General features: G+C 66.8%; 14 protein-coding genes and 1 riboswitch. Of the genes, 1 reads left to right on the top strand and 13 read right to left on the bottom strand.

Features of this window, described 5'->3' with window-relative positions; translation table 11 throughout:
• Positions 1-60: 60 nt before the first annotated feature.
• Positions 61-1974, bottom strand: a complete 1914-nt coding sequence (gene typA / locus RWO82_RS03120) for a translational GTPase TypA (RefSeq protein ID WP_314423183.1) — start codon at positions 1972-1974, stop codon at positions 61-63.
• 101 nt (positions 1975-2075) lie between these two features.
• Here typA and RWO82_RS03115 point away from each other — a divergent pair, with 101 nt between their 5' ends.
• Positions 2076-2861: a type II CAAX endopeptidase family protein gene (locus tag RWO82_RS03115; RefSeq protein ID WP_314423181.1), complete on the top strand. Its 786-nt coding sequence runs from the start codon at positions 2076-2078 to the stop codon at positions 2859-2861.
• A gap of 32 nt (positions 2862-2893) precedes the next feature.
• Here RWO82_RS03115 and RWO82_RS03110 read toward each other — a convergent pair whose 3' ends face one another.
• From RWO82_RS03110 to RWO82_RS03055, 12 genes are all read right to left on the bottom strand, one after another.
• On the bottom strand, positions 2894-3457 hold the full coding sequence (locus RWO82_RS03110; protein WP_314423179.1) for a PH domain-containing protein: 564 nt from the start codon (positions 3455-3457) through the stop codon (positions 2894-2896).
• 2 nt (positions 3458-3459) lie between these two features.
• On the bottom strand, positions 3460-5133 hold the full coding sequence (locus RWO82_RS03105; protein ID WP_314423176.1) for an ABC transporter ATP-binding protein: 1674 nt from the start codon (positions 5131-5133) through the stop codon (positions 3460-3462).
• Positions 5130-6074: an ABC transporter permease gene (locus RWO82_RS03100; RefSeq protein ID WP_314423174.1), complete on the bottom strand. Its 945-nt coding sequence runs from the start codon at positions 6072-6074 to the stop codon at positions 5130-5132. The genes RWO82_RS03105 and RWO82_RS03100 overlap by 4 nt, the downstream gene beginning before the upstream one ends.
• The gene (locus tag RWO82_RS03095) at positions 6067-6993 is read right to left on the bottom strand and encodes an ABC transporter permease (RefSeq protein ID WP_314423171.1); all 927 of its coding nucleotides are present in this window, start codon (positions 6991-6993) and stop codon (positions 6067-6069) included. The genes RWO82_RS03100 and RWO82_RS03095 overlap by 8 nt, the downstream gene beginning before the upstream one ends.
• A 102-nt stretch (positions 6994-7095) precedes the next feature.
• Entirely contained in the window at positions 7096-8733 is a 1638-nt protein-coding gene (locus tag RWO82_RS03090; protein WP_314423168.1) for an ABC transporter substrate-binding protein, read from the bottom strand.
• 118 nt (positions 8734-8851) lie between these two features.
• Positions 8852-11788, bottom strand: a complete 2937-nt coding sequence (gene gcvP, locus RWO82_RS03085; RefSeq protein ID WP_399540702.1) for an aminomethyl-transferring glycine dehydrogenase — start codon at positions 11786-11788, stop codon at positions 8852-8854.
• 61 nt (positions 11789-11849) lie between these two features.
• Complete coding sequence (gene gcvH / locus RWO82_RS03080; protein ID WP_314423164.1) at positions 11850-12227, bottom strand: glycine cleavage system protein GcvH; 378 nt, start codon at positions 12225-12227, stop codon at positions 11850-11852.
• Positions 12224-13408: a glycine cleavage system aminomethyltransferase GcvT gene (locus RWO82_RS03075; RefSeq protein WP_314423162.1), complete on the bottom strand. Its 1185-nt coding sequence runs from the start codon at positions 13406-13408 to the stop codon at positions 12224-12226. The genes gcvH and RWO82_RS03075 overlap by 4 nt, the downstream gene beginning before the upstream one ends.
• Positions 13409-13651: 243 nt before the next feature.
• Positions 13652-13746: riboswitch (glycine riboswitch) on the bottom strand.
• A gap of 125 nt (positions 13747-13871) precedes the next feature.
• Positions 13872-14708 carry an ATP-binding cassette domain-containing protein gene (locus RWO82_RS03070; protein WP_314423160.1) on the bottom strand — a complete coding sequence of 279 codons (837 nt, stop codon included), beginning with the start codon at positions 14706-14708 and terminating at the stop codon, positions 13872-13874.
• The gene (locus RWO82_RS03065; protein ID WP_314423158.1) at positions 14705-15568 is read right to left on the bottom strand and encodes an ABC transporter ATP-binding protein; all 864 of its coding nucleotides are present in this window, start codon (positions 15566-15568) and stop codon (positions 14705-14707) included. Before RWO82_RS03065 ends, RWO82_RS03070 begins: the two co-directional genes overlap by 4 nt.
• A complete protein-coding gene (locus RWO82_RS03060) occupies positions 15565-16545 on the bottom strand; it encodes an ABC transporter permease (RefSeq protein ID WP_314423156.1) in 981 nt (326 codons plus the stop codon). Before RWO82_RS03060 ends, RWO82_RS03065 begins: the two co-directional genes overlap by 4 nt.
• Positions 16538-17533 (bottom strand): ABC transporter permease, encoded by a 996-nt coding sequence (locus RWO82_RS03055; RefSeq protein WP_314423153.1) that lies wholly within the window; start codon positions 17531-17533, stop codon positions 16538-16540. The genes RWO82_RS03060 and RWO82_RS03055 overlap by 8 nt, the downstream gene beginning before the upstream one ends.
• Positions 17534-17552: the final 19 nt, after the last annotated feature.

The raw sequence follows: 17552 nt of genomic DNA, 5'->3' as shown, positions 1-17552 counted from the left end.
ATGAGAAAAGGGCCCTGTGCAGCCGTTTCGGCTGCACAGGGCCCTTGTCTGTGAACATTCTCAGGCGTTGGCGTCCTGACGCTTCAGGCGTGCGGTCTCGCGCGCTCGCGTGTTCGCATCGAGGTTGACCTTGCGGATGCGCACGACCTCGGGTGTGACCTCGACGCATTCGTCGTCGCGTGCGAACTCGAGGCTCTCCTCCAGCGTCAGCTGGCGCGGGGGCGTCATCGACTCGAAGGTGTCGGAGCTCGCCGCACGCATGTTGGTGAGCTTCTTCTCCTTCGTGATGTTGACGTCCATGTCGTCGGCGCGGGAGTTCTCGCCGATGACCATGCCCTCGTAGACCTCCTGCGTGGGCTGCACGAAGAACGACATGCGCTCCTGCAGGGCGATCATCGCGAACGGGGTGACGACACCCTGGCGGTCGGCGACGATCGAGCCGTTCTGACGGGTCGTGATCGATCCCGCCCACGGCTCGTATCCGTGGGAGATCGCGTTGGCGATACCCGTGCCACGCGTGGTCGTGAGGAATTCGCTGCGGAATCCGATCAGGCCGCGCGACGGGACGATGAACTCCATGCGCACCCAGCCGGTGCCGTGGTTCGTCATGTTCTCCATGCGGCCCTTGCGGTTCGCGAGAAGCTGCGTGATCGCGCCGAGGTGCTCCTCCGGCGTGTCGATCGTCAGGTGCTCGAACGGCTCGTAGGTCTTGCCGTCGATCTTCTTCGTGACCACCTGGGGCTTGCCGACGGTGAGCTCGAAGCCCTCGCGGCGCATGTTCTCGACGAGGATGGCGAGGGCGAGCTCACCGCGGCCCTGCACCTCCCACGCGTCGGGGCGCCCGATGTCGACGACCTTGAGCGAGACGTTTCCGATCAGCTCCTTGTCGAGGCGGTCCTTGACCATTCGCGCGGTGAGCTTGTGGCCCTTGACCTTGCCCATGAGGGGCGAGGTGTTGGTGCCGATCGTCATCGAGATGGCGGGGTCGTCGACCGTGATCGCCGGAAGCGGACGCACATCCTCAGGGTCGGCGATCGTCTCGCCGATCGTGATGTTCTCGAAGCCCGCGATGGCGACGATGTCGCCGGGGCCCGCGGACTCGGCCGGGTAGCGCTCGAGCGCGCGGGTCTTCAGCAGCTCCGTGATGCGCGCGTTGCTGGTGGTGCCGTCTGCACGGACCCAGGCCACGGTCTGCCCCTTCTTGAGCGTTCCGTTGAACACCCGCAGGAGCGCGAGGCGTCCGAGGAACGGGCTGGAGTCGAGGTTGGTGACCCAGGCCTGAAGCGGAGCCTCATCGTCGTAGGACGGCGCGGGCACGTGCTCGAGGATGGCCTCGAACAGCGGCTCGAGATCCTCGTTGTCGGGCAGCGAGCCGTCGGCCGGCCGGTTCCGCGATGCCGCGCCGGCACGACCCGAGGCGTAGACGACCGGCACGTCGAGCAGAGCGTCGACGTCGAGGTCGGGAACGTCGTCGACGAGATCGGATGCGAGGCCCAGCAGCAGGTCGTGCGCCTCCTCCTCGACCTCGGCGATACGAGCGTCGGGGCGGTCGGTCTTGTTGACCAGGAGGATCACCGGGAGCTTGGACTCGAGAGCCTTGCGAAGCACGAAGCGGGTCTGCGGAAGCGGGCCCTCACTGGCGTCGACGAGCAGCACGACGCCGTCGACCATGGACAGGCCGCGCTCGACCTCGCCGCCGAAGTCGGCGTGGCCGGGGGTGTCGATCACGTTGATGGTGATCTCCTTGCCCTGAGCGTGCTTGCCCTTGTAGGTGATCGCCGTGTTCTTGGCGAGGATCGTGATGCCCTTCTCACGTTCCAGGTCGTTGGAGTCCATCGCGCGCTCATCGACGTGAGCGTGTTCGCCGAACGAACCCGTCTGACGCAGCATGGCGTCGACGAGAGTGGTCTTGCCGTGGTCGACGTGCGCGACGATTGCGACGTTGCGGAGGTCAGAGCGAAGGGCGTGCGCCATGCAGATGTCCTAAAGAGTGTGGGTTTTTGTCGAGAAGCCGACGTTCCAGACTACCGTATGCCGCGAAGCCGTTCCTGTACGCCGGAAGTACGATCGTGATCGTGACCCGCACCGACCTCTCCCCCCTGCCGTCGCGCGCCCGGCTGTGGTGGGAGATCGCGATCGTCCTCGCACTCGGCCTCGGCCAATCGGCGGTGTACGCGATCGTCCAGCTCGCCTACCGTCTCACCGATTCGACCCCACTGAGCGAGCAGACGGCGACGCTCAATCCCTCGCGCAGCGATCGGGAGATCTTCGACCTGATCTACCAGGTGCTCTCCATCGGCTTCTCCCTCGTCCCGGTGGTGCTCGTCTGCTTCCTGTTGTGGCAGTCGTCCCGTCCGCACCTCGGCAGGCTGGGTCTCGACGGCACCCGCGTGTCGGCGGACGTCGGTCGCGGCGTGCTGCTCGTCGCCGCCATCGGAATCCCCGGCATCGCCCTGTACCTCGGCGGACGAGCGACGGGCCTGTTCGTCGCCGTGAACCCCGGCGGGCTCGACGAGCACTGGTGGACGATCCCGATCCTCCTGCTTGCCGCCGCGAGAGCGTCGCTGCAGGAGGAGTTCGTCGTGCTCGGCTACCTCTTCGCGAGGCTGAAGCAGCTGGGTTGGGGGCCGTGGACGATCATCGTCGCGACGTCGGTGCTGCGCGCGAGCTATCACCTCTACCAGGGACCCGGCGCGTTCATCGGGAACCTCGCGATGGGCCTGCTCTTCGGGTGGCTGTTCCAGCGCACGGGACGACTGCTGCCATTCCTCGTCGCGCACTTCCTGATCGACGCGACGGTCTTCGTGGGCTATCCGTGGGCCGCGAGCACGTTCCCCGCGCTGTTCGGCATTCCCGGCTGACCCGGGTGCAGCGGTCCGGAAGCGGCGGGCGCTCAGGCGTTCGCGATGAGGATCGACGCGACGGCCCAGACGGTGATGATTCCGAGGGCGATGAGCGCCTGCGAGTCCCACGTGCGGGTGATCGGAGCATCCGCCTCCGCGGGCGCGGACTGCCACCTGTCGCGGATCTCGGTGAGGTCGCGAAGACCCGCCGGCGCTTTCGCCTCGTCATCGTCCGCGCCGGGGCGCCTCACCGGACGCGCACGAGCGGGCCCGCCGTAGCAGGAGAGATCTGATCCGTCTTCGAGGGAGAAGAGGAGCTGCCAGCGCAGATCGATGTCGCGCACACGCCGCCATCCGAACGACGTGCGACGCAGCATGTTCTGCACCATCGCCCCGTCGGCGTCGACACGCACGACCGAGACGAACGTGATCTCGTAGACGCCCCAGAGTCCGAGCAGCACCCACGGGGCGAGAAGGAGCATCTGCCCCCAGCCGGCGCGCACCACGGCGTCGCCGAGAAGGAACAGCGCCAGAAGGGAGCACAGCACGAGGTAGACAGGCCCGGAGGCCGCACGGAATGTCCGTGCGGCCTCCGGTCGAGGATCGGTGCTCACTCTCAGTGACCACCGAGAGTGATCGCCGCACCCGGGATCGCCTTCAGCAGACGATCCGTGTACTCCTGCTGCGGGTTGGCGAAGATCTCGTCGACAGTGCCCTGTTCGACGATCCTGCCCTTCTCCATGACGCACACGAGGTCGCTCGACACGCGCACGACGGCGAGGTCATGCGTGATGAACAGGTACGTGAGTCCCAACTCGGACTGCAGCTCGGCGAGCAGCTGGAGCACCTGATCCTGCACGAGCACATCGAGCGCGGACACGGCCTCGTCGAGCACGATGATGTCCGGCTTGAGCGCGAGCGCACGGGCGATCGCCACACGCTGCCGCTGTCCACCCGAGAGCTCATTCGGATACCGGGTGGCGAGCACGCGCGGCAGCGACACCTGGTCGAGCAGCTCCTCGACCCGTTCGCGTCGCGACTTGCTGTCTCCGACACCGTGGATCTGCAGCGGCTCGGCGATCGTGTTGCCGATGTTGCGCAGCGGGTCGAGCGATCCGTAGGGATCCTGGAAGACCGGCTGCATGCGCCGACGCAGACCGAACGCCTGAGCGTTCGACAGATTCGACACGTCCTGGCCGTCGATCTCGATGGTGCCGCTGGTGGGCTCCTCGAGCTTCAGCACCATCTTCGCGACGGTGGACTTGCCCGAACCCGACTCGCCGACCAGGGCGAGGGTCTTGCCGCGAGGGATCTCGAAGGACACGTCGTCGACCGCGCGGAACGCTTCACTGCGGAAGTTCCCCTGACGGATCTTGTAGTCCTTCGTGAGTCCGGCGACACGCACGGTCGGCGGGATGTCGGCGAGGTCATCGAGCGTCTCGATCCCCCGGTCCTCCACCACGGCCTGGATGCGCTGCGACGCCACACTGGGCGCCGCGGAGACGAGGCGCTTCGTGTACGGGTGCTGCGGATCCTCGAGGATCTGCCGGCTCGGCCCCGCCTCGACGATGTTGCCGCCGTTCATCACGATGATCTTGTCGGCGCGCTCGGCCGCGAGACCGAGGTCGTGCGTGATGAGGAGCACCGAGGTGCCCTTGTCGCGCGTGAGCGACGCCATGTGGTCGAGGATGACCCGCTGCACCGTCACGTCGAGAGCCGAGGTCGGCTCGTCGGCGATGAGCAGCTTCGGGTCTGCCGCGAGCCCCATCCCGATCAGCGCGCGCTGACGCATGCCGCCCGAGAACTGGTGCGGGAACTGGTGCAGACGCTTCTCGGCGTCGGCGAGTCCGGCCTGCTGCAGCACCTCGACCGTGCGCGCCTTGGCGGCGTCGCGGCCGCGGGCGATGCCGTTGGCACGGATCGCCTCCTTGACCTGGAAACCGATGCTCCAGACGGGGTTGAGGTTCGACATCGGGTCCTGCGGAACGAAGCCGATGTCCCGGCCGCGGACCGCCTCGATCTCTCGACGGCTGAGCGTGGTGAGCTCGCGGCCGTCGAGGGTGACCGACCCGGCTGTGACCCGCCCCGTACCGGGCAGCAGGTTCACGATGGCCGTGGCCGTGGTCGACTTGCCCGAGCCCGACTCGCCCACGATCGCGACGGTCTCGCCGGGCATGATGTCGAAGCTGACTCCGTGCAGGACCTCGCGCAGGCCCTCCTGTGTGCGGAACGCGACGGTGAGGTCGCGAATGCTCAGCAGCGGGACCTGTTCGGTGATTCGCTCGCTCATCGGCGCGCCCTCGCCTTCGGGTCGAGGGCGTCTCGGATGAGCTCGCCCAGGGTGACGAACGCCAGCACCGCGAGGGTGAGCGCGATCGACGGATAGATGAGTGCCGTCGGCGCCACACGCAGCGACGCCTGGGCCTTGGCGATGTCGTTACCCCACGACATGACGTCGCTGCCGAGCCCGACGCCGAGGAACGACAGGGTCGCCTCCGCGACGATCGCCGCAGCGAGTCCGAGCGTCGAGACGACGAGCAGCGGTGCGATGGCGTTCGGCACGACGTGGTTCAAGAGGATCTTGAACTTCGACTGGCCGAGCGCCTGGGAGGCCATCACGAAGTCGGCCTGACGCACCCGGAGCACCTCCGCGCGAACCACTCGCGCCGTCGAGGCCCAGGCGAACGCGCCGATGGCGAACGCGAGGGTCCACACCGAGCGCGCGTCACGGAACACGGTCATGACGACCACGGCCGCGAGGATGTACGGGATCGCGAAGAAGATGTCGCCGATGCGCGACAGCAGGCCGTCGAGCCATCCTCCGTAGAAGCCCGCGAGGGCACCCATGATGAGACCGAGGATCGACGAGATCACCGTCGCGATCAGGCCGACCGCGAGAGACGTCTGGGATCCCCAGACGATGCGGGCGTAGATGTCGCATCCCTGGAAGGTGAACCCCAGCGGGTGGCCATCGGTGGGACCGCCGTTGCTGTTGGTCAGCTGGCAGTCGTTGTTCGGCGGCGTCGTGGTGAACAGCGTCGGCCACAGAGCCATCACCAGGAAGAAGACGGCGAGGGCGACGGAGAACCAGAACAGCGGGCGACGACGCAGGTCGAACCAGGCGTCTCGCCACAGGTTGCTGGGCTTGTCCGAGATGCGGACGACGTCCACGGCGATCGACTCGGTCTCGACCGGGGCGACGTAGTGCTTCTGGGTGGTGGGATCAGGCATAGCGAATCCTCGGGTCGAGCAGACCGTAGAGAAGGTCGATGAGAAGGTTCACCAACACGTAAAGGATGACGAACACCGTCACGAACGAGACGACCGTCGGTCCCTCGCCGCGCTGGATCGCCTGGAACAGCGTGTTGCCGACGCCGGGGACGTTGAAGATTCCCTCGGTGACGGTCGCGCCGACGAGCAGCACACCGAAGTTCGTCGCCGAGTTGGTGATCACCGGGATCAGCGAGTTGCGCAGCACGTGCACGGGCAGCACGCGTCCACGTGACAGACCCTTGCTGTAGGCGGTGCGCACCCAGTCCTGGTTGAGCGTCTCGATGACGGAGCTGCGCATGAGGCGCATGCTCACGGCGTAGAGACTGAAGCCGAGCACGATCGCCGGGAGCCACAGCCCGCCCCAGTCGTTGTCGGCGCCGACCGTCGGCTTGAACCAGCCGAGTTGGATCGCCAGGAAGTACTGGGCGAGGAACGCCACGACGAAGATCGGGATCGCGATCGCGATGAGCGCGACCACGAGCGACACGTTGTCGAACAGCTTGCCCTTGCGCAGGGCCGAGATGGTTCCGATGATGATCGCCAGGACGAACTCGATGGCGATCGCCATGACGGCGAGGCGTCCGGTCACGGGGAGAGTTGCGGCGAGGACGTCCGACACCGGCCGACCGGAGTAGGTGGTGCCAAGGTCTCCCTGGAACACACCGGTGATGTAGTACCAGTACTGCACCAGGAACGGATCGTTCAGGTGATACTGCTCCCGCAACTGCTCGAGGACCGCCTCGTTGGGGGTCTTGTCGCCGAACAGCGCGAGGATCGGGTCGCCGGGCATGGCGAACACCAGGAAGTAAATGAGCAGGGTGGCTCCGAAGAAGACCGGGATCACCTGCAGTAGACGTCTCAGGATATAACCGAGCATCCGCTTGTCCCTTCTTTGAGGGGAAAGAAAGTGAGGCGAACACAGCCTGTGAGGCGGTGACGAAGAATCGTCACCGCCTCACAGGTGAAGTGCCGTCAGACTTTACTCGCCGGCCTTCGTGATCTCGTAGTACAGCGGAACCGAGTTCCAGCCGAACGTGACGTTGTCGACGTTCTCGCTGAAGCCACCGGTCACGTTCGAGTACCACAGCGGGATCGCGGGAAGGTCCTGGAACAGGATCTCCTGAGCCTTCGTGAAGTCCTCGATCTGCGCGTCGGCGTCGGGGTTGCTGATGCCGGCCTCGATCGTCGCGTCGAACTCGGGGTTCGAGTAGTCGCCGTCGTTCGAGCCCGCACCGGTCGCGTAGAGCGGTCCGAGGAAGTTGTACAGACCCGGGTAGTCGGCCTGCCATCCCGAACGGAATGCCGTGGTGACGGTGCGGTCGTTCACCTTGGTGCGCAGGTCCTGGAAGGTCGGGTACGGGTCACCGGATGCTTCGATGCCCAGCGTGTTCTTGATGCTGTTGCTCACCGCGTCGACCCAGGCGTCGTGCCCGCCGTCGGCGTTGTAGGCGATCTTGAACTCGCCGTCCCACGGGGCGATGGCGTCGGCCTCGGCCCACAGCTCCTTCGCCTTCTCGGGGTCGAACTCGAGGACCTCGCTGCCGGGGACCGAGTCCGACCAGCCGTCGATGACGGGGCTGGTGAAGTCGGATGCCGGAGTGCGCGAACCCGAGAAGATCGTCTCGGTGATCTCTTCGCGGTTGATCGCCATCGACAGCGCCTGACGACGCAGCTGGCCCTCTTCGCCGCTGAAGTGCGGGAGGGACTGACCGATCGTGAACGACTGGAACACGGCGGACGGCTGGTTCACCGCGCGGTCGCCGAGCTCGTCCGAGAAGACCGCGAGCGAGTTGGTCGGGATCGCGTCGATGACGTCGACCTCGTTCGACAGCAGGTCGGCGTACGCCGCCTCCTGCGTGGCGTAGAACTTGATCGTGAGACCACCGTTCTTCGCCTGGCGTCCGCCCTGGTAGTCGTCGTTGCGCACGAGGTCGATCTGCACGTCGTGCTGCCACGCGTCTTCGCCGTCGATCATGTAGGGACCGTTGCCGATCGGGTTCTGTCCGAACGCCTCCATGTCCTCGAACGCGACGTCGGGCAGCGGGTAGTAGGCCGAATAGCCGAGACGCAGAGCGAAGTCGGATGCCGGCTTGTTGAGCGCGATCGTGAACGTGTAGTCATCGACCTGCTTGAGGCCGGTGAGCTCCGAGTCCGTCTCGTAGCTGAAGCCCTCGATGTCCTCGAAGAAGTAGCTGGAGTAGTGGGCGTTCGAGAGCTTGGCACCCTCGTTCCACGCCTTGATGAAGTTGTCGGCAGTGACCTCTTCGCCGTCGGTGAAGGTCATGCCTTCCTTGATCTTGACGGTGAGGTTCTGAGGATCCTCCGTCGTGATCTCCTCAGCCATGTCGTTGACCGGCTTGCCGTCCGCGTCGTAATAGATCAGCCCGGCGAAGATCTCGTCGAGGATCTTTCCGCCACCCACCTCGTTGGTGTTGGTGGGGATGAGCGGGTTCTCCGGCTCCGAGCCGTTCGTCGTGATGATGGCATCCGCGTTGGCATCGCTGCCGGCGTCGCCGCCGCCCTCGTTGCCGCTGCCACCGCTCGCGCAGCCCGCGAGCGCCAGGGCGCCGATCGCGAACAGCGCAGTGCCCGCAAGGGCGATCTTGTTGCGCTTCACTTTGTGTCCTCCTGTGGACGGGAATACATCAGACTGCGCGCTCGACATCAAACGCGTAGGGATAGTCGACTGTAACCCGCGTTTCAGGCGACTCCGTACTCGGCTAATGAACCGTTACTCAGTGGTGACCAACTGTAATGTCGCGGAAACATGCGGAAATGCACGGAAACGAGCGACGGCGCCGCATCCGAGAGGGATGCGGCGCCGTCGCTCGGCCGTGCTCCACTAAGGCGAATGCCGCGATCGGCGGGCCGGCGCACACGAGATTGCGGTCGCCGTAGGCCTGATCGATCCGGCGCACCGGCGGCCAGTACTTGCCCGCGATCAGCGCGTGCACGGGGTAGGCGGCGTCCTCGCGCGTGTACGCATGATTCCACTCCCCCGAGATCAGGGAGACCGCGGTGTGGGGGGCGCGCACGAGCGGATTGTCGTCCGCTGGCCACCGCCCCGCGGCGACGGCATCCGCCTCGGCCTTGATCATGACCATCGCCTCGATGAACCGTTCGATCTCGCCCAGGTCCTCGGATTCCGTCGGCTCGACCATGAGCGTGCCCGCGACGGGGAACGACATGGTCGGAGCGTGGAAGCCGTAGTCGATGAGTCGCTTCGCGACGTCGTCGACCGTGATACCGGTGGCCTCCTTGAGCGGACGCAGGTCGAGGATGCACTCGTGCGCCACCCGGCCGTTCTCGCCCGCGTAGAGCACCGGGTAGTGCTCGCCGAGACGCGCCGCGATGTAGTTCGCCGAGAGCACCGCGGCTGCGGTGGCGTGGCGGAGACCGTCGGCACCCATCATCCGCACGTACGCCCACGAGATCGGGAGGATGCCGGCGGAGCCGTAGGGAGCAGCCGAGACCGGCCCGCCCTCGAACACGAATCCTCCCGCGTGCTCTGCGCGCTGCGCGAGCGGGTGCGAGGGCAGGAAGGGTGCCAGATGCGCCTTCGCCGCCACGGGGCCCACGCCGGGGCCGCCACCGCCGTGCGGGATCGCGAACGTCTTGTGCAGGTTCAGGTGCGAGACGTCGCCGCCCAGGTCGCCGAACCGGGCGTATCCGAGCAGTGCGTTGAGGTTCGCCCCGTCGACGTACACCTGACCGCCCGCGCCGTGCACCGCCGCCGTGATCTCGACCACGTCCTGCTCGTACACGCCGTGCGTGGACGGGTAGGTGATCATCAGCGCCGACAACTCTTCGGCGTGCGCCGCGATCTTCGCCCGCAGGTCATCGAGGTCGACGTTGCCGAGCTCGTCGCAGGCCACGACCACGACCTTCATGCCCGCGAGCACGGCGGATGCCGCGTTCGTGCCGTGCGCGGACGACGGGATCAGGCACACCGTGCGCTGCTCGTCGCCGTTGGCCAGGTGATAGCCGCGGATCGCGAGCAGGCCGGCGAGCTCGCCCTGCGAACCCGCGTTCGGCTGCAGCGAGACCGCGTCGTATCCGGTGACCTCGGCGAGCCACGCCTCGAGCTGCGTGATCATGTCGAGGTAGCCCTCGACATCGGACGCCGGTGCGAACGGATGGATGCCCGCGAATTCCGGCCACGTGATCGACGCCATCTCGGTCGCGGCGTTGAGCTTCATCGTGCACGAGCCGAGCGGGATCATGCCGCGGTCGAGCGCGTAGTCGCGGTCGGCGAGGGTCTTCAGGTACCGCATCATGGCGGTCTCGCTGCGATGAGCGTGGAAGACCGGATGCGTCAGATACTCGTCCTGCCGGTGCAGGTCTTCCGGGAGCGCGCCCGCCGCCCCTATGCCGAAGAATCCGAAGGCGCGCTCGCGCTTGCCTCCGAACACCTGAGCGACGCGGTGGAGATCGGCGACCGTCGTCGTCTCGTCGACTGCGACATTGACCGTGTCGGCGTCGTTGGCGCGCACCAGGATGCCCGCGGCGTGTGCCGCCTTCACGATCTCGGCCGCGCGCCCGGGCACGCGAGCCCGGACGGTGTCGAAGAACGAGTCATGGACGACCTCGACGCCCGCGTCGACGAGCCAGTCGCGCAGCAGCGCCGCCTTCGCCGCGGCCTCGGCGGCGATCGCGCGCAGCCCTTCAGGGCCGTGGTACACCGCGTACATCGCGGCCATCACGGCAAGCAGCACCTGCGCCGTGCAGATGTTGCTCGTCGCCTTCTCGCGGCGGATGTGCTGTTCACGGGTCTGGAGCGACAGCCGATACGCCGGCTTCCCGTCCGCATCCACCGACACGCCGACCAGACGTCCGGGAAGCTGACGCTCGAGTCCGGAGCGGACCGCCATGTAGCCCGCGTGCGGACCGCCGAATCCCATCGGCACGCCGAAGCGCTGCGTCGTCCCGACAGCCACGTCGGCTCCGAGGGAGCCGGGCGACGAGATGAGCGTCAGGGCCAGCAGATCGGCGGCGACGACCGCGAGTCCGCCGGCCACGTGCACGGCGTCGATCACGGCACTCGGATTCCACACGCGCCCCGACGCGGCGGGGTACTGCACGAACGCGCCGAAGAGCTCGGAAGGCAGCTCCTCGCCCGCCGCGAAGTCGACGGTGACGATCTCGATCCCCACCGCCTCGGCCCGCGCCGCCAGCAGTGCGGCGGTCTGCGGGAACGCATCCGCGTCGACCGCGAAGACGTTGGAGCGGCGCTTGGAGGCGCGTCGGGCGAGCAGCATCCCCTCGACGACAGCCGTGGACTCGTCCAGCATCGACGCGTTGGCCGTGGACAGCCCGGTGAGTTCGGCGACCATCGTCTGGAAATTGATCAGCGCCTCCAGGCGGCCCTGCGAGATCTCCGGCTGGTACGGGGTGTACGCCGTGTACCAGGACGGGTTCTCGAGCACATTGCGCTGGATCACCTGCGGTGTGATCGTGCCGTAGTAGCCGAGACCGATCATGGATCGGTTCACCGTGTTGCGTGCGGCGAGCGCCCTGAGCTCGGCAAGAGCCTCGGTCTCGCTCGCGGCCCGCGGGATGACCGAATCGTCGGCGGCGGCGGTGAAGATCGACGAGGGCACGGCCTGGCGCATCAGCGCCTCGACGGGGCTCCAGTCCTCGAGGTCCGAGGCGACGCCCAGAGCGTCGAGCATCTGGCGCTGGGCGGCGGCGGTGGTTCCGATATGACGATCGGCGAATGAGGTCACGGGTGGATCAGCCCTCCGTCAGGGCGACGTAGGCGTCGCGGTCCATCAGACCATCCAGTGCGCCGTCCGAGACTGCGACCTTGATGAGCCAGCCGCCCGCGAACGGCTCGGCGTTCACGAGAGACGGGTCGTCGACCACGCTGTCGTTGATCTCGACGACCGTTCCGGTCACGGGGGCGTACAACTCGCCCACCGACTTGGTCGATTCGATCTCGCCGACGACGGAGCCGGCGGTGACCTCGGTGCCCACCGCAGGGAGTTCGACGAACACCACGTCGCCGAGCTTGTCGGCCGCGTAGTCGGTGATGCCGATGGTCGCGGTGCCGCCGTCGGCGGCGATCCATTCGTGCTCGTCGGTGTACTGGAGAGCGTTGAGGTCGGTCATTTGGTCCTCCGATAGAAAGGCAGAGCGGTCACGGTCGCGGGGATGCTGGTCCCCCGCACATCAAGGAATACTGCGGTTCCCACCGCAGCGGAAGAAGGATCGACGTACGCCATCGCGATCGGGTGTCCCAACGTGGGGCTCAGTGCGCCACTGGTGATCTCGCCGATGACCGAGCCCTGCTCGTCGACGACCGCGTACCCCGCGCGCCCTGCGCGCTTGCCCTCCGCGATGAGTCCGACGAGGACACGTGCATCGCCGGATGCCTCCTCGGATCCCTTGCCGACGAAGCTGCTCTTGTCCGACACGACGACCCTCCCGAGACCAGCCTGAGCCGGCTTCGTCTCCCGCGAGAGCTCATGACCGTACAGCGGCATGCCCGCTTCGAGGCGGAGTGTGTCGCGCGCGGCGAGACCCGCGGGAACCAGACCGTGCGGGCGACCGGCGTCGATGAGCGCATCCCACAGGGAGGCGGCGTCGTCCGCGCGCACGAGCAGCTCGAAGCCGTCCTCGCCCGTGTAGCCGGTGCGGGCGAGCAGTAGCGGATTCCCCCGATAGGAGGCATCGGCCCAGGCGTAGTACTTCTGCTCGTGCCAGGGCGTGCTGAGGTCGGAGATCCCATCCGTGGTCGAGACGACGGCCTCGGCGGCCGGTCCCTGCACGGCGATCAGCGCGTACTCGTCGGAGACATCCTCGACGTCGACCCCGCGGTCGCCGATGAACCCGGCGAAGCTGCGGTGCTCCGGCGCGGTGGGCGCGTTCTGCTCGCGCTCGACGCGGGAGGGGAAAGACCGCACCCGCGACGCGAAGGCCGCATCGACGAATCCGCGGTTGCCGGCGTTCGAGATGACGAGGTAGCGGTCCGCAGCCAGTCGATAGACGATGACGTCGTCGACGATCCCCCCGTCGTCGGCCAGCATCAGCGAGTACTTCGCCTTGCCCACGGCCATCGCCGACAGGCGTCCGGCGAGCGAGTAGTCGAGGAACTCTCCCGCGTACTCGCCGGTCACCAGGAACTCCGCCATGTGAGAGATGTCGAAGATTCCGGCAGCCTGACGAACGGCATGGTGCTCGGCGAGATCCGAGGTGTAGCGCACCGGCATCTGCCAGCCGCCGAAGTCGGTGAACGAGGCGCCGAGCGCCTCATGGCGTTCTCGGAGCGGTGTGTAGCGGGGATCGGACATGGAGTTCTCCCGGGCTGGGTCGGGCGGAACGGCGGCGCGGCGCGGTTCCTCGGAACTCCCCCTCTGTCATGGGCCTGAGAGCTTCGCCCAAGAGTGGGCTTTCACCGTCGGCGGATCTCGTGCGAAGGAAGTGGGACGAGGTGAAGACGCGTGGAGTGCGGCTCACCGGGGTTTCGACTCGGGCGCGGACGCCCTCGCTCAACCCGAAAACTTGCTTCGCTCGTTTTCGCTTTTCAGAGTGGCCGGAACCGCGCGGTACGCATACCTGAGAGATTGGCGGGGAGGCTTGCTCCTTCGGTGCCCGGCTGCGTTCGCCGGGGCTCTCCCGCGTGGGTCATTCGGCCTGTCTTCAATTGTGGCTTCAGTCTAGCGGCTCGCTCGGCCGCGACGAGCGACGATCCTCCCGCACGCCGAGTCGCGCGGGAGGATCGTGCACGGCGGAGAGTGCGAGCCGAACCGACGCTCAGAGGCCGGCGAGCTCCGCGCGCACCTCGTCACGCAGACGTCCGAGGTTCTCCGGCTCGGGCGCGGCACCCAGGAGTGTCTTCGTGTACTCGTGCTGCGGGTTGAGGATGACCTCGTCGGCGGGCCCCCGCTCGACCACGTCGCCCTTGTAGAGCACCATGATCTCGTCGCTGAAATGACGAGCGGTCGCGAGATCGTGCGTGATGTAGAGGACGCCCAGGTTCTCTTCGCGCTGCAGTTCCGCCAGCAGGTTGAGCACTCCCAGTCGGATGGAGACGTCGAGCATCGAGACCGGCTCGTCCGCGACGATGAACCGCGCCCCCGGGGCGAGGGCCCGAGCGATGGCGACGCGCTGCCGCTGACCGCCGGACAGCTCGTGCGGTCGACGTTCGGCGAAGCTCTCACCGGGCGACAACCGCACGCGCTCGAGCAGTTCGACGGCACGCGCACGCACCTCGGCGCCCGAAAGCCTGGGGTGATGAAGACGGATCGGGCGCTCCAGATGATGGACGATCGTGTGGAACGGGTTGAGCGACGCGAACGGATCCTGGAAGACCATCTGCACCTGCGCGCGGTACTGCTCGACCGCGCGCCCGCGAAGGCCCGTCTCCTTCCCGTCGAGCAGGATCTGTCCGCTGGTCGGCGTCTCGAGCTTCATCAGCATCCGAGCGATCGTGGACTTGCCGGAACCCGACTCCCCCACCAGCGCGATCGTCTTGCCTGCCTCGATCGTGAACGAGACGTCCTTGACCGCGTGCAGGGTCGACGTCTTGAGCCCCGACCGGAGCGTGAAGTCCTTCACGAGGTTGCGGGCCTCGAGAGTGGGGGCGCTCATCGGATCTCCTCCTGGCTGGGCTGGGTGCCGGTGCGGACGAAATCTCCGCGCTCTCCGGTCAGACTCGGGAAGCTCGACAGCAGCTTCCTGGTGTACTCGTGCTGCGGGGTGCGGTAGATCTCCTCCGCCGTGCCCTCTTCGACGATCTGTCCCTGCAGCATCACGGCGATGCGGTCGCTGATCTCGATCAGCATCGGCAGGTCGTGGGTGATGAAGATCACGGCGAACCCGAGCCGCTCGCGCAGCCGCATGATCTCGCGGATGATGCCGCGCTGCACGACCACATCGAGTGCCGTGGTCGGCTCGTCCATGATCATGACCTGCGGGTCGAGCGCGAGCGCCATCGCGATCATCATGCGCTGGCGCATGCCGCCGGACAGCTCGTGCGGGAAGCTCGTGAGTCTCGAGGGGTCGACCCCCACGAGCGTCAGCAGCTCCTCGGCCCTCGCCTGCTTGGCCTTCTTGGACATGCCCGGCCGGTGCGTGTCGAAGATGTCGAAGATCTGCGCCCGGACGCTGATGACGGGATTGAGCGAGTTCATCGCCCCCTGGAACACCATCGAGATCTTGTCCCAGCGGAAGGCGCGCAGGCCGTCACCGTCGAGTGCGACGATGTCGATGTCATGACCGTCGCGGTCGTGGAAGACGATCTCGCCGCTCGTCATGAGCGCGGGCGCCTTGAGCAGCCGGTTCATCCCGTAGGCGAGCGTGGTCTTGCCGCAGCCCGACTCCCCCGCGAGCCCGAGGATCTCACCGCGGTTGAGGGTCAGCGAGACGTTCCTGACCGCCTTCACCGGGGGGTCGACCTCGTACTCGATCGACACGTTGCGTGCCGTCAGCACGGCATCCGGAGCGCTCACGCGGCGACCCCCTTCGTCTTGGCGGCCTTGCGCACGCGGCGCGCGGCGTCTGGCGCATTGCGCAGCTTGGGGTTGATGACCTCGTCGATCGCGAAGTTGATGAGCGCGAGCCCGGCGCCGAGCAGTGCGATCATGACGCCCGGCGGGATGAACCACCACCATGCGCCACGTCCGAGAGCCTGTCCGGACTGCGCGTCATTGAGGATGGTCCCCCACGTGATCGAGGAGTTCGGGCCGAGGCCGAGGTAGGAGAGACCGGCTTCGCCGAGGATCGCGAAGATGATCGCGAACAGGAACTGCGCCGTGAGCAGAGGCAGGAGGTTCGGCATGATCTCCACGAGGATGACCCGGAACGACCGCTCGCCTGCGACCTTCGACGCATACACGTAGTCGCGGGTGCGCAGCGATCGCGTCTGCAGTCGCAGGACGTAGGCGGCCCCCGCCCACGACGTGATGCCGAGCACGAATGCGACGAGCTGCCAGCTGCGCTGCGGGACGAACGATGCGATCACCATGACGAGCGGCAGACCGGGGATCACGATCATCACGTTCGTGAGCAGTGCGAGCGCGTCCTCGCGCCAGCCGCCGAGGTAGCCGGCGAGAACGCCGAACAGCAGAGACAGGAGGATCGCGATGCCGCCGGCGACCACGCCCACGAGGAGCGAGCCCTGGGCACCGATCGCCAGCTGGGCGAACATGTCGTTCCCCAGCTTCGTCGTTCCCAGCCAGTGCTCGGCGGAGGGTGGCTGCAGCGCAGCGTTGTCGGTGCTGCGCGGATTCTGCGAGAAGAGAGGGGCGATGATCGCGAAGAGCACGATCGCGCCCACGATGACCGCGCCGACGACGAACTTCGGCGAGGTGATCGGGAGCACGCGGCGGCGCTTGCGCCCGCGCTGCGTGGCCAGCGAGATGGTGCTCGCGGGCTGGGTCGTGGGCTGATCCTTGACGATCAGCACTGCGTTGTCGGTGTCAGACATTCTGGCGAGCCCTCGGGTCGATGAAGCCATAGACGAGGTCCATGATGAAGTTGGCGGCGAGCACCGTGATGGTGATGACGAGGAAGAGTCCCTGCATCAGCGCGTAGTCGTTGTTCGTGACCGCCTGGAACATCAGCTTGCCGATGCCGGGGTAGGTGAACACCTGCTCCATCACGATCGAGCCGGCGACCACGAAGCCGAGCGTGATCGAGAAGCCCGCGATCGACGGGATCGCGGCGTTGCGTGCCGCATACGTGGTCATGATCCGGCGGGGACGCAGTCCTTTGGCCTCGGCCGTGAGCACGTAGTCCTCGGCCATGGTCTGCACCATCATGTTGCGCATGCCGAACATCCATCCGCCGACCGAGGAGATGACGATCGTGAGCGCCGGCAGTATCGCGTGCGAGAGCGCGTTCGTGAAGAACGCCCATGTGGGCTCGGGGCCGTCGGGGAACTCGAAGACGTCGTAGCCGCCGAAGATCGGGAACCACCCGAGTCCGACAGCGAAGACCGAGACCAGGAGCAGGGCCATCCAGAAGTACGGGATGGACTGCAGCACGGTGGTCGCCGGGATCAGATGATCGACCCAGGTGCCGCGCTTCCACCCTGCCCAGGCGCCGAGTGCGACGCCGAGGATGAAGGAGATCACCGTCACCGTGCCGACGAGCACGAGCGTCCAGGGCAGCGCCTGGCCGATCAGCTCGCTCACCGGTGCCGGGAACTTGGTGACGGAGACGCCCAGGTCGCCCTGCAGCATCCGCCCCCAATATGCGATGTACTGCTCCCAGAGGGACGAGTCATCGCCGCCGAGCAGCAGCTTGATGTTGCGGATGGTGGTCTCGGAGACCTCGCCGCCCGCACGCTGCATCTTGGCGATCATGATGTCCGCCGGGTTCCCCGGCATGAGCCGGGGAAGCAGGAAGTTGAGTGAGATCGCGGCCCACAGCGTGAACGCGTAGAACCCGATTCTCCGTGCATAGAACTTCATGTCACTGACCGTGCTTCCT

Origin of the sequence: uncultured Microbacterium sp. (assembly GCF_963521645.1) — a bacterium.
Taxonomy (GTDB): Bacteria; Actinomycetota; Actinomycetes; order Actinomycetales; family Microbacteriaceae; genus Microbacterium.
The sequence above is the reverse complement of the archived record's forward strand: the minus strand, read 5'-3'. Positions and strand labels throughout refer to the sequence as shown.

Bases quoted from the DNA above. Each gene is read 5' to 3' on its own strand.
- typA (WP_314423183.1), bottom strand. From the start codon at position 1,974: ATGGCGCACGCCCTTCGCTCTGACCTCCGCAACGTCGCAATCGTCGCG.
- RWO82_RS03105 (WP_314423176.1), bottom strand. From the start codon at position 5,133: ATGAGCGAGCGAATCACCGAACAGGTCCCGCTGCTGAGCATTCGCGAC.
- RWO82_RS03100 (WP_314423174.1), bottom strand. From the start codon at position 6,074: ATGCCTGATCCCACCACCCAGAAGCACTACGTCGCCCCGGTCGAGACC.
- RWO82_RS03095 (WP_314423171.1), bottom strand. From the start codon at position 6,993: ATGCTCGGTTATATCCTGAGACGTCTACTGCAGGTGATCCCGGTCTTC.
- gcvP (WP_399540702.1), bottom strand. From the start codon at position 11,788: ATGCTCGACGCTCTGGGCGTCGCCTCGGACCTCGAGGACTGGAGCCCC.
- gcvH (WP_314423164.1), bottom strand. From the start codon at position 12,227: ATGACCGACCTCAACGCTCTCCAGTACACCGACGAGCACGAATGGATC.
- RWO82_RS03075 (WP_314423162.1), bottom strand. From the start codon at position 13,408: ATGTCCGATCCCCGCTACACACCGCTCCGAGAACGCCATGAGGCGCTC.
- RWO82_RS03070 (WP_314423160.1), bottom strand. From the start codon at position 14,708: ATGAGCGCCCCCACTCTCGAGGCCCGCAACCTCGTGAAGGACTTCACG.
- RWO82_RS03060 (WP_314423156.1), bottom strand. From the start codon at position 16,545: ATGTCTGACACCGACAACGCAGTGCTGATCGTCAAGGATCAGCCCACG.
- RWO82_RS03055 (WP_314423153.1), bottom strand. From the start codon at position 17,533: ATGAAGTTCTATGCACGGAGAATCGGGTTCTACGCGTTCACGCTGTGG.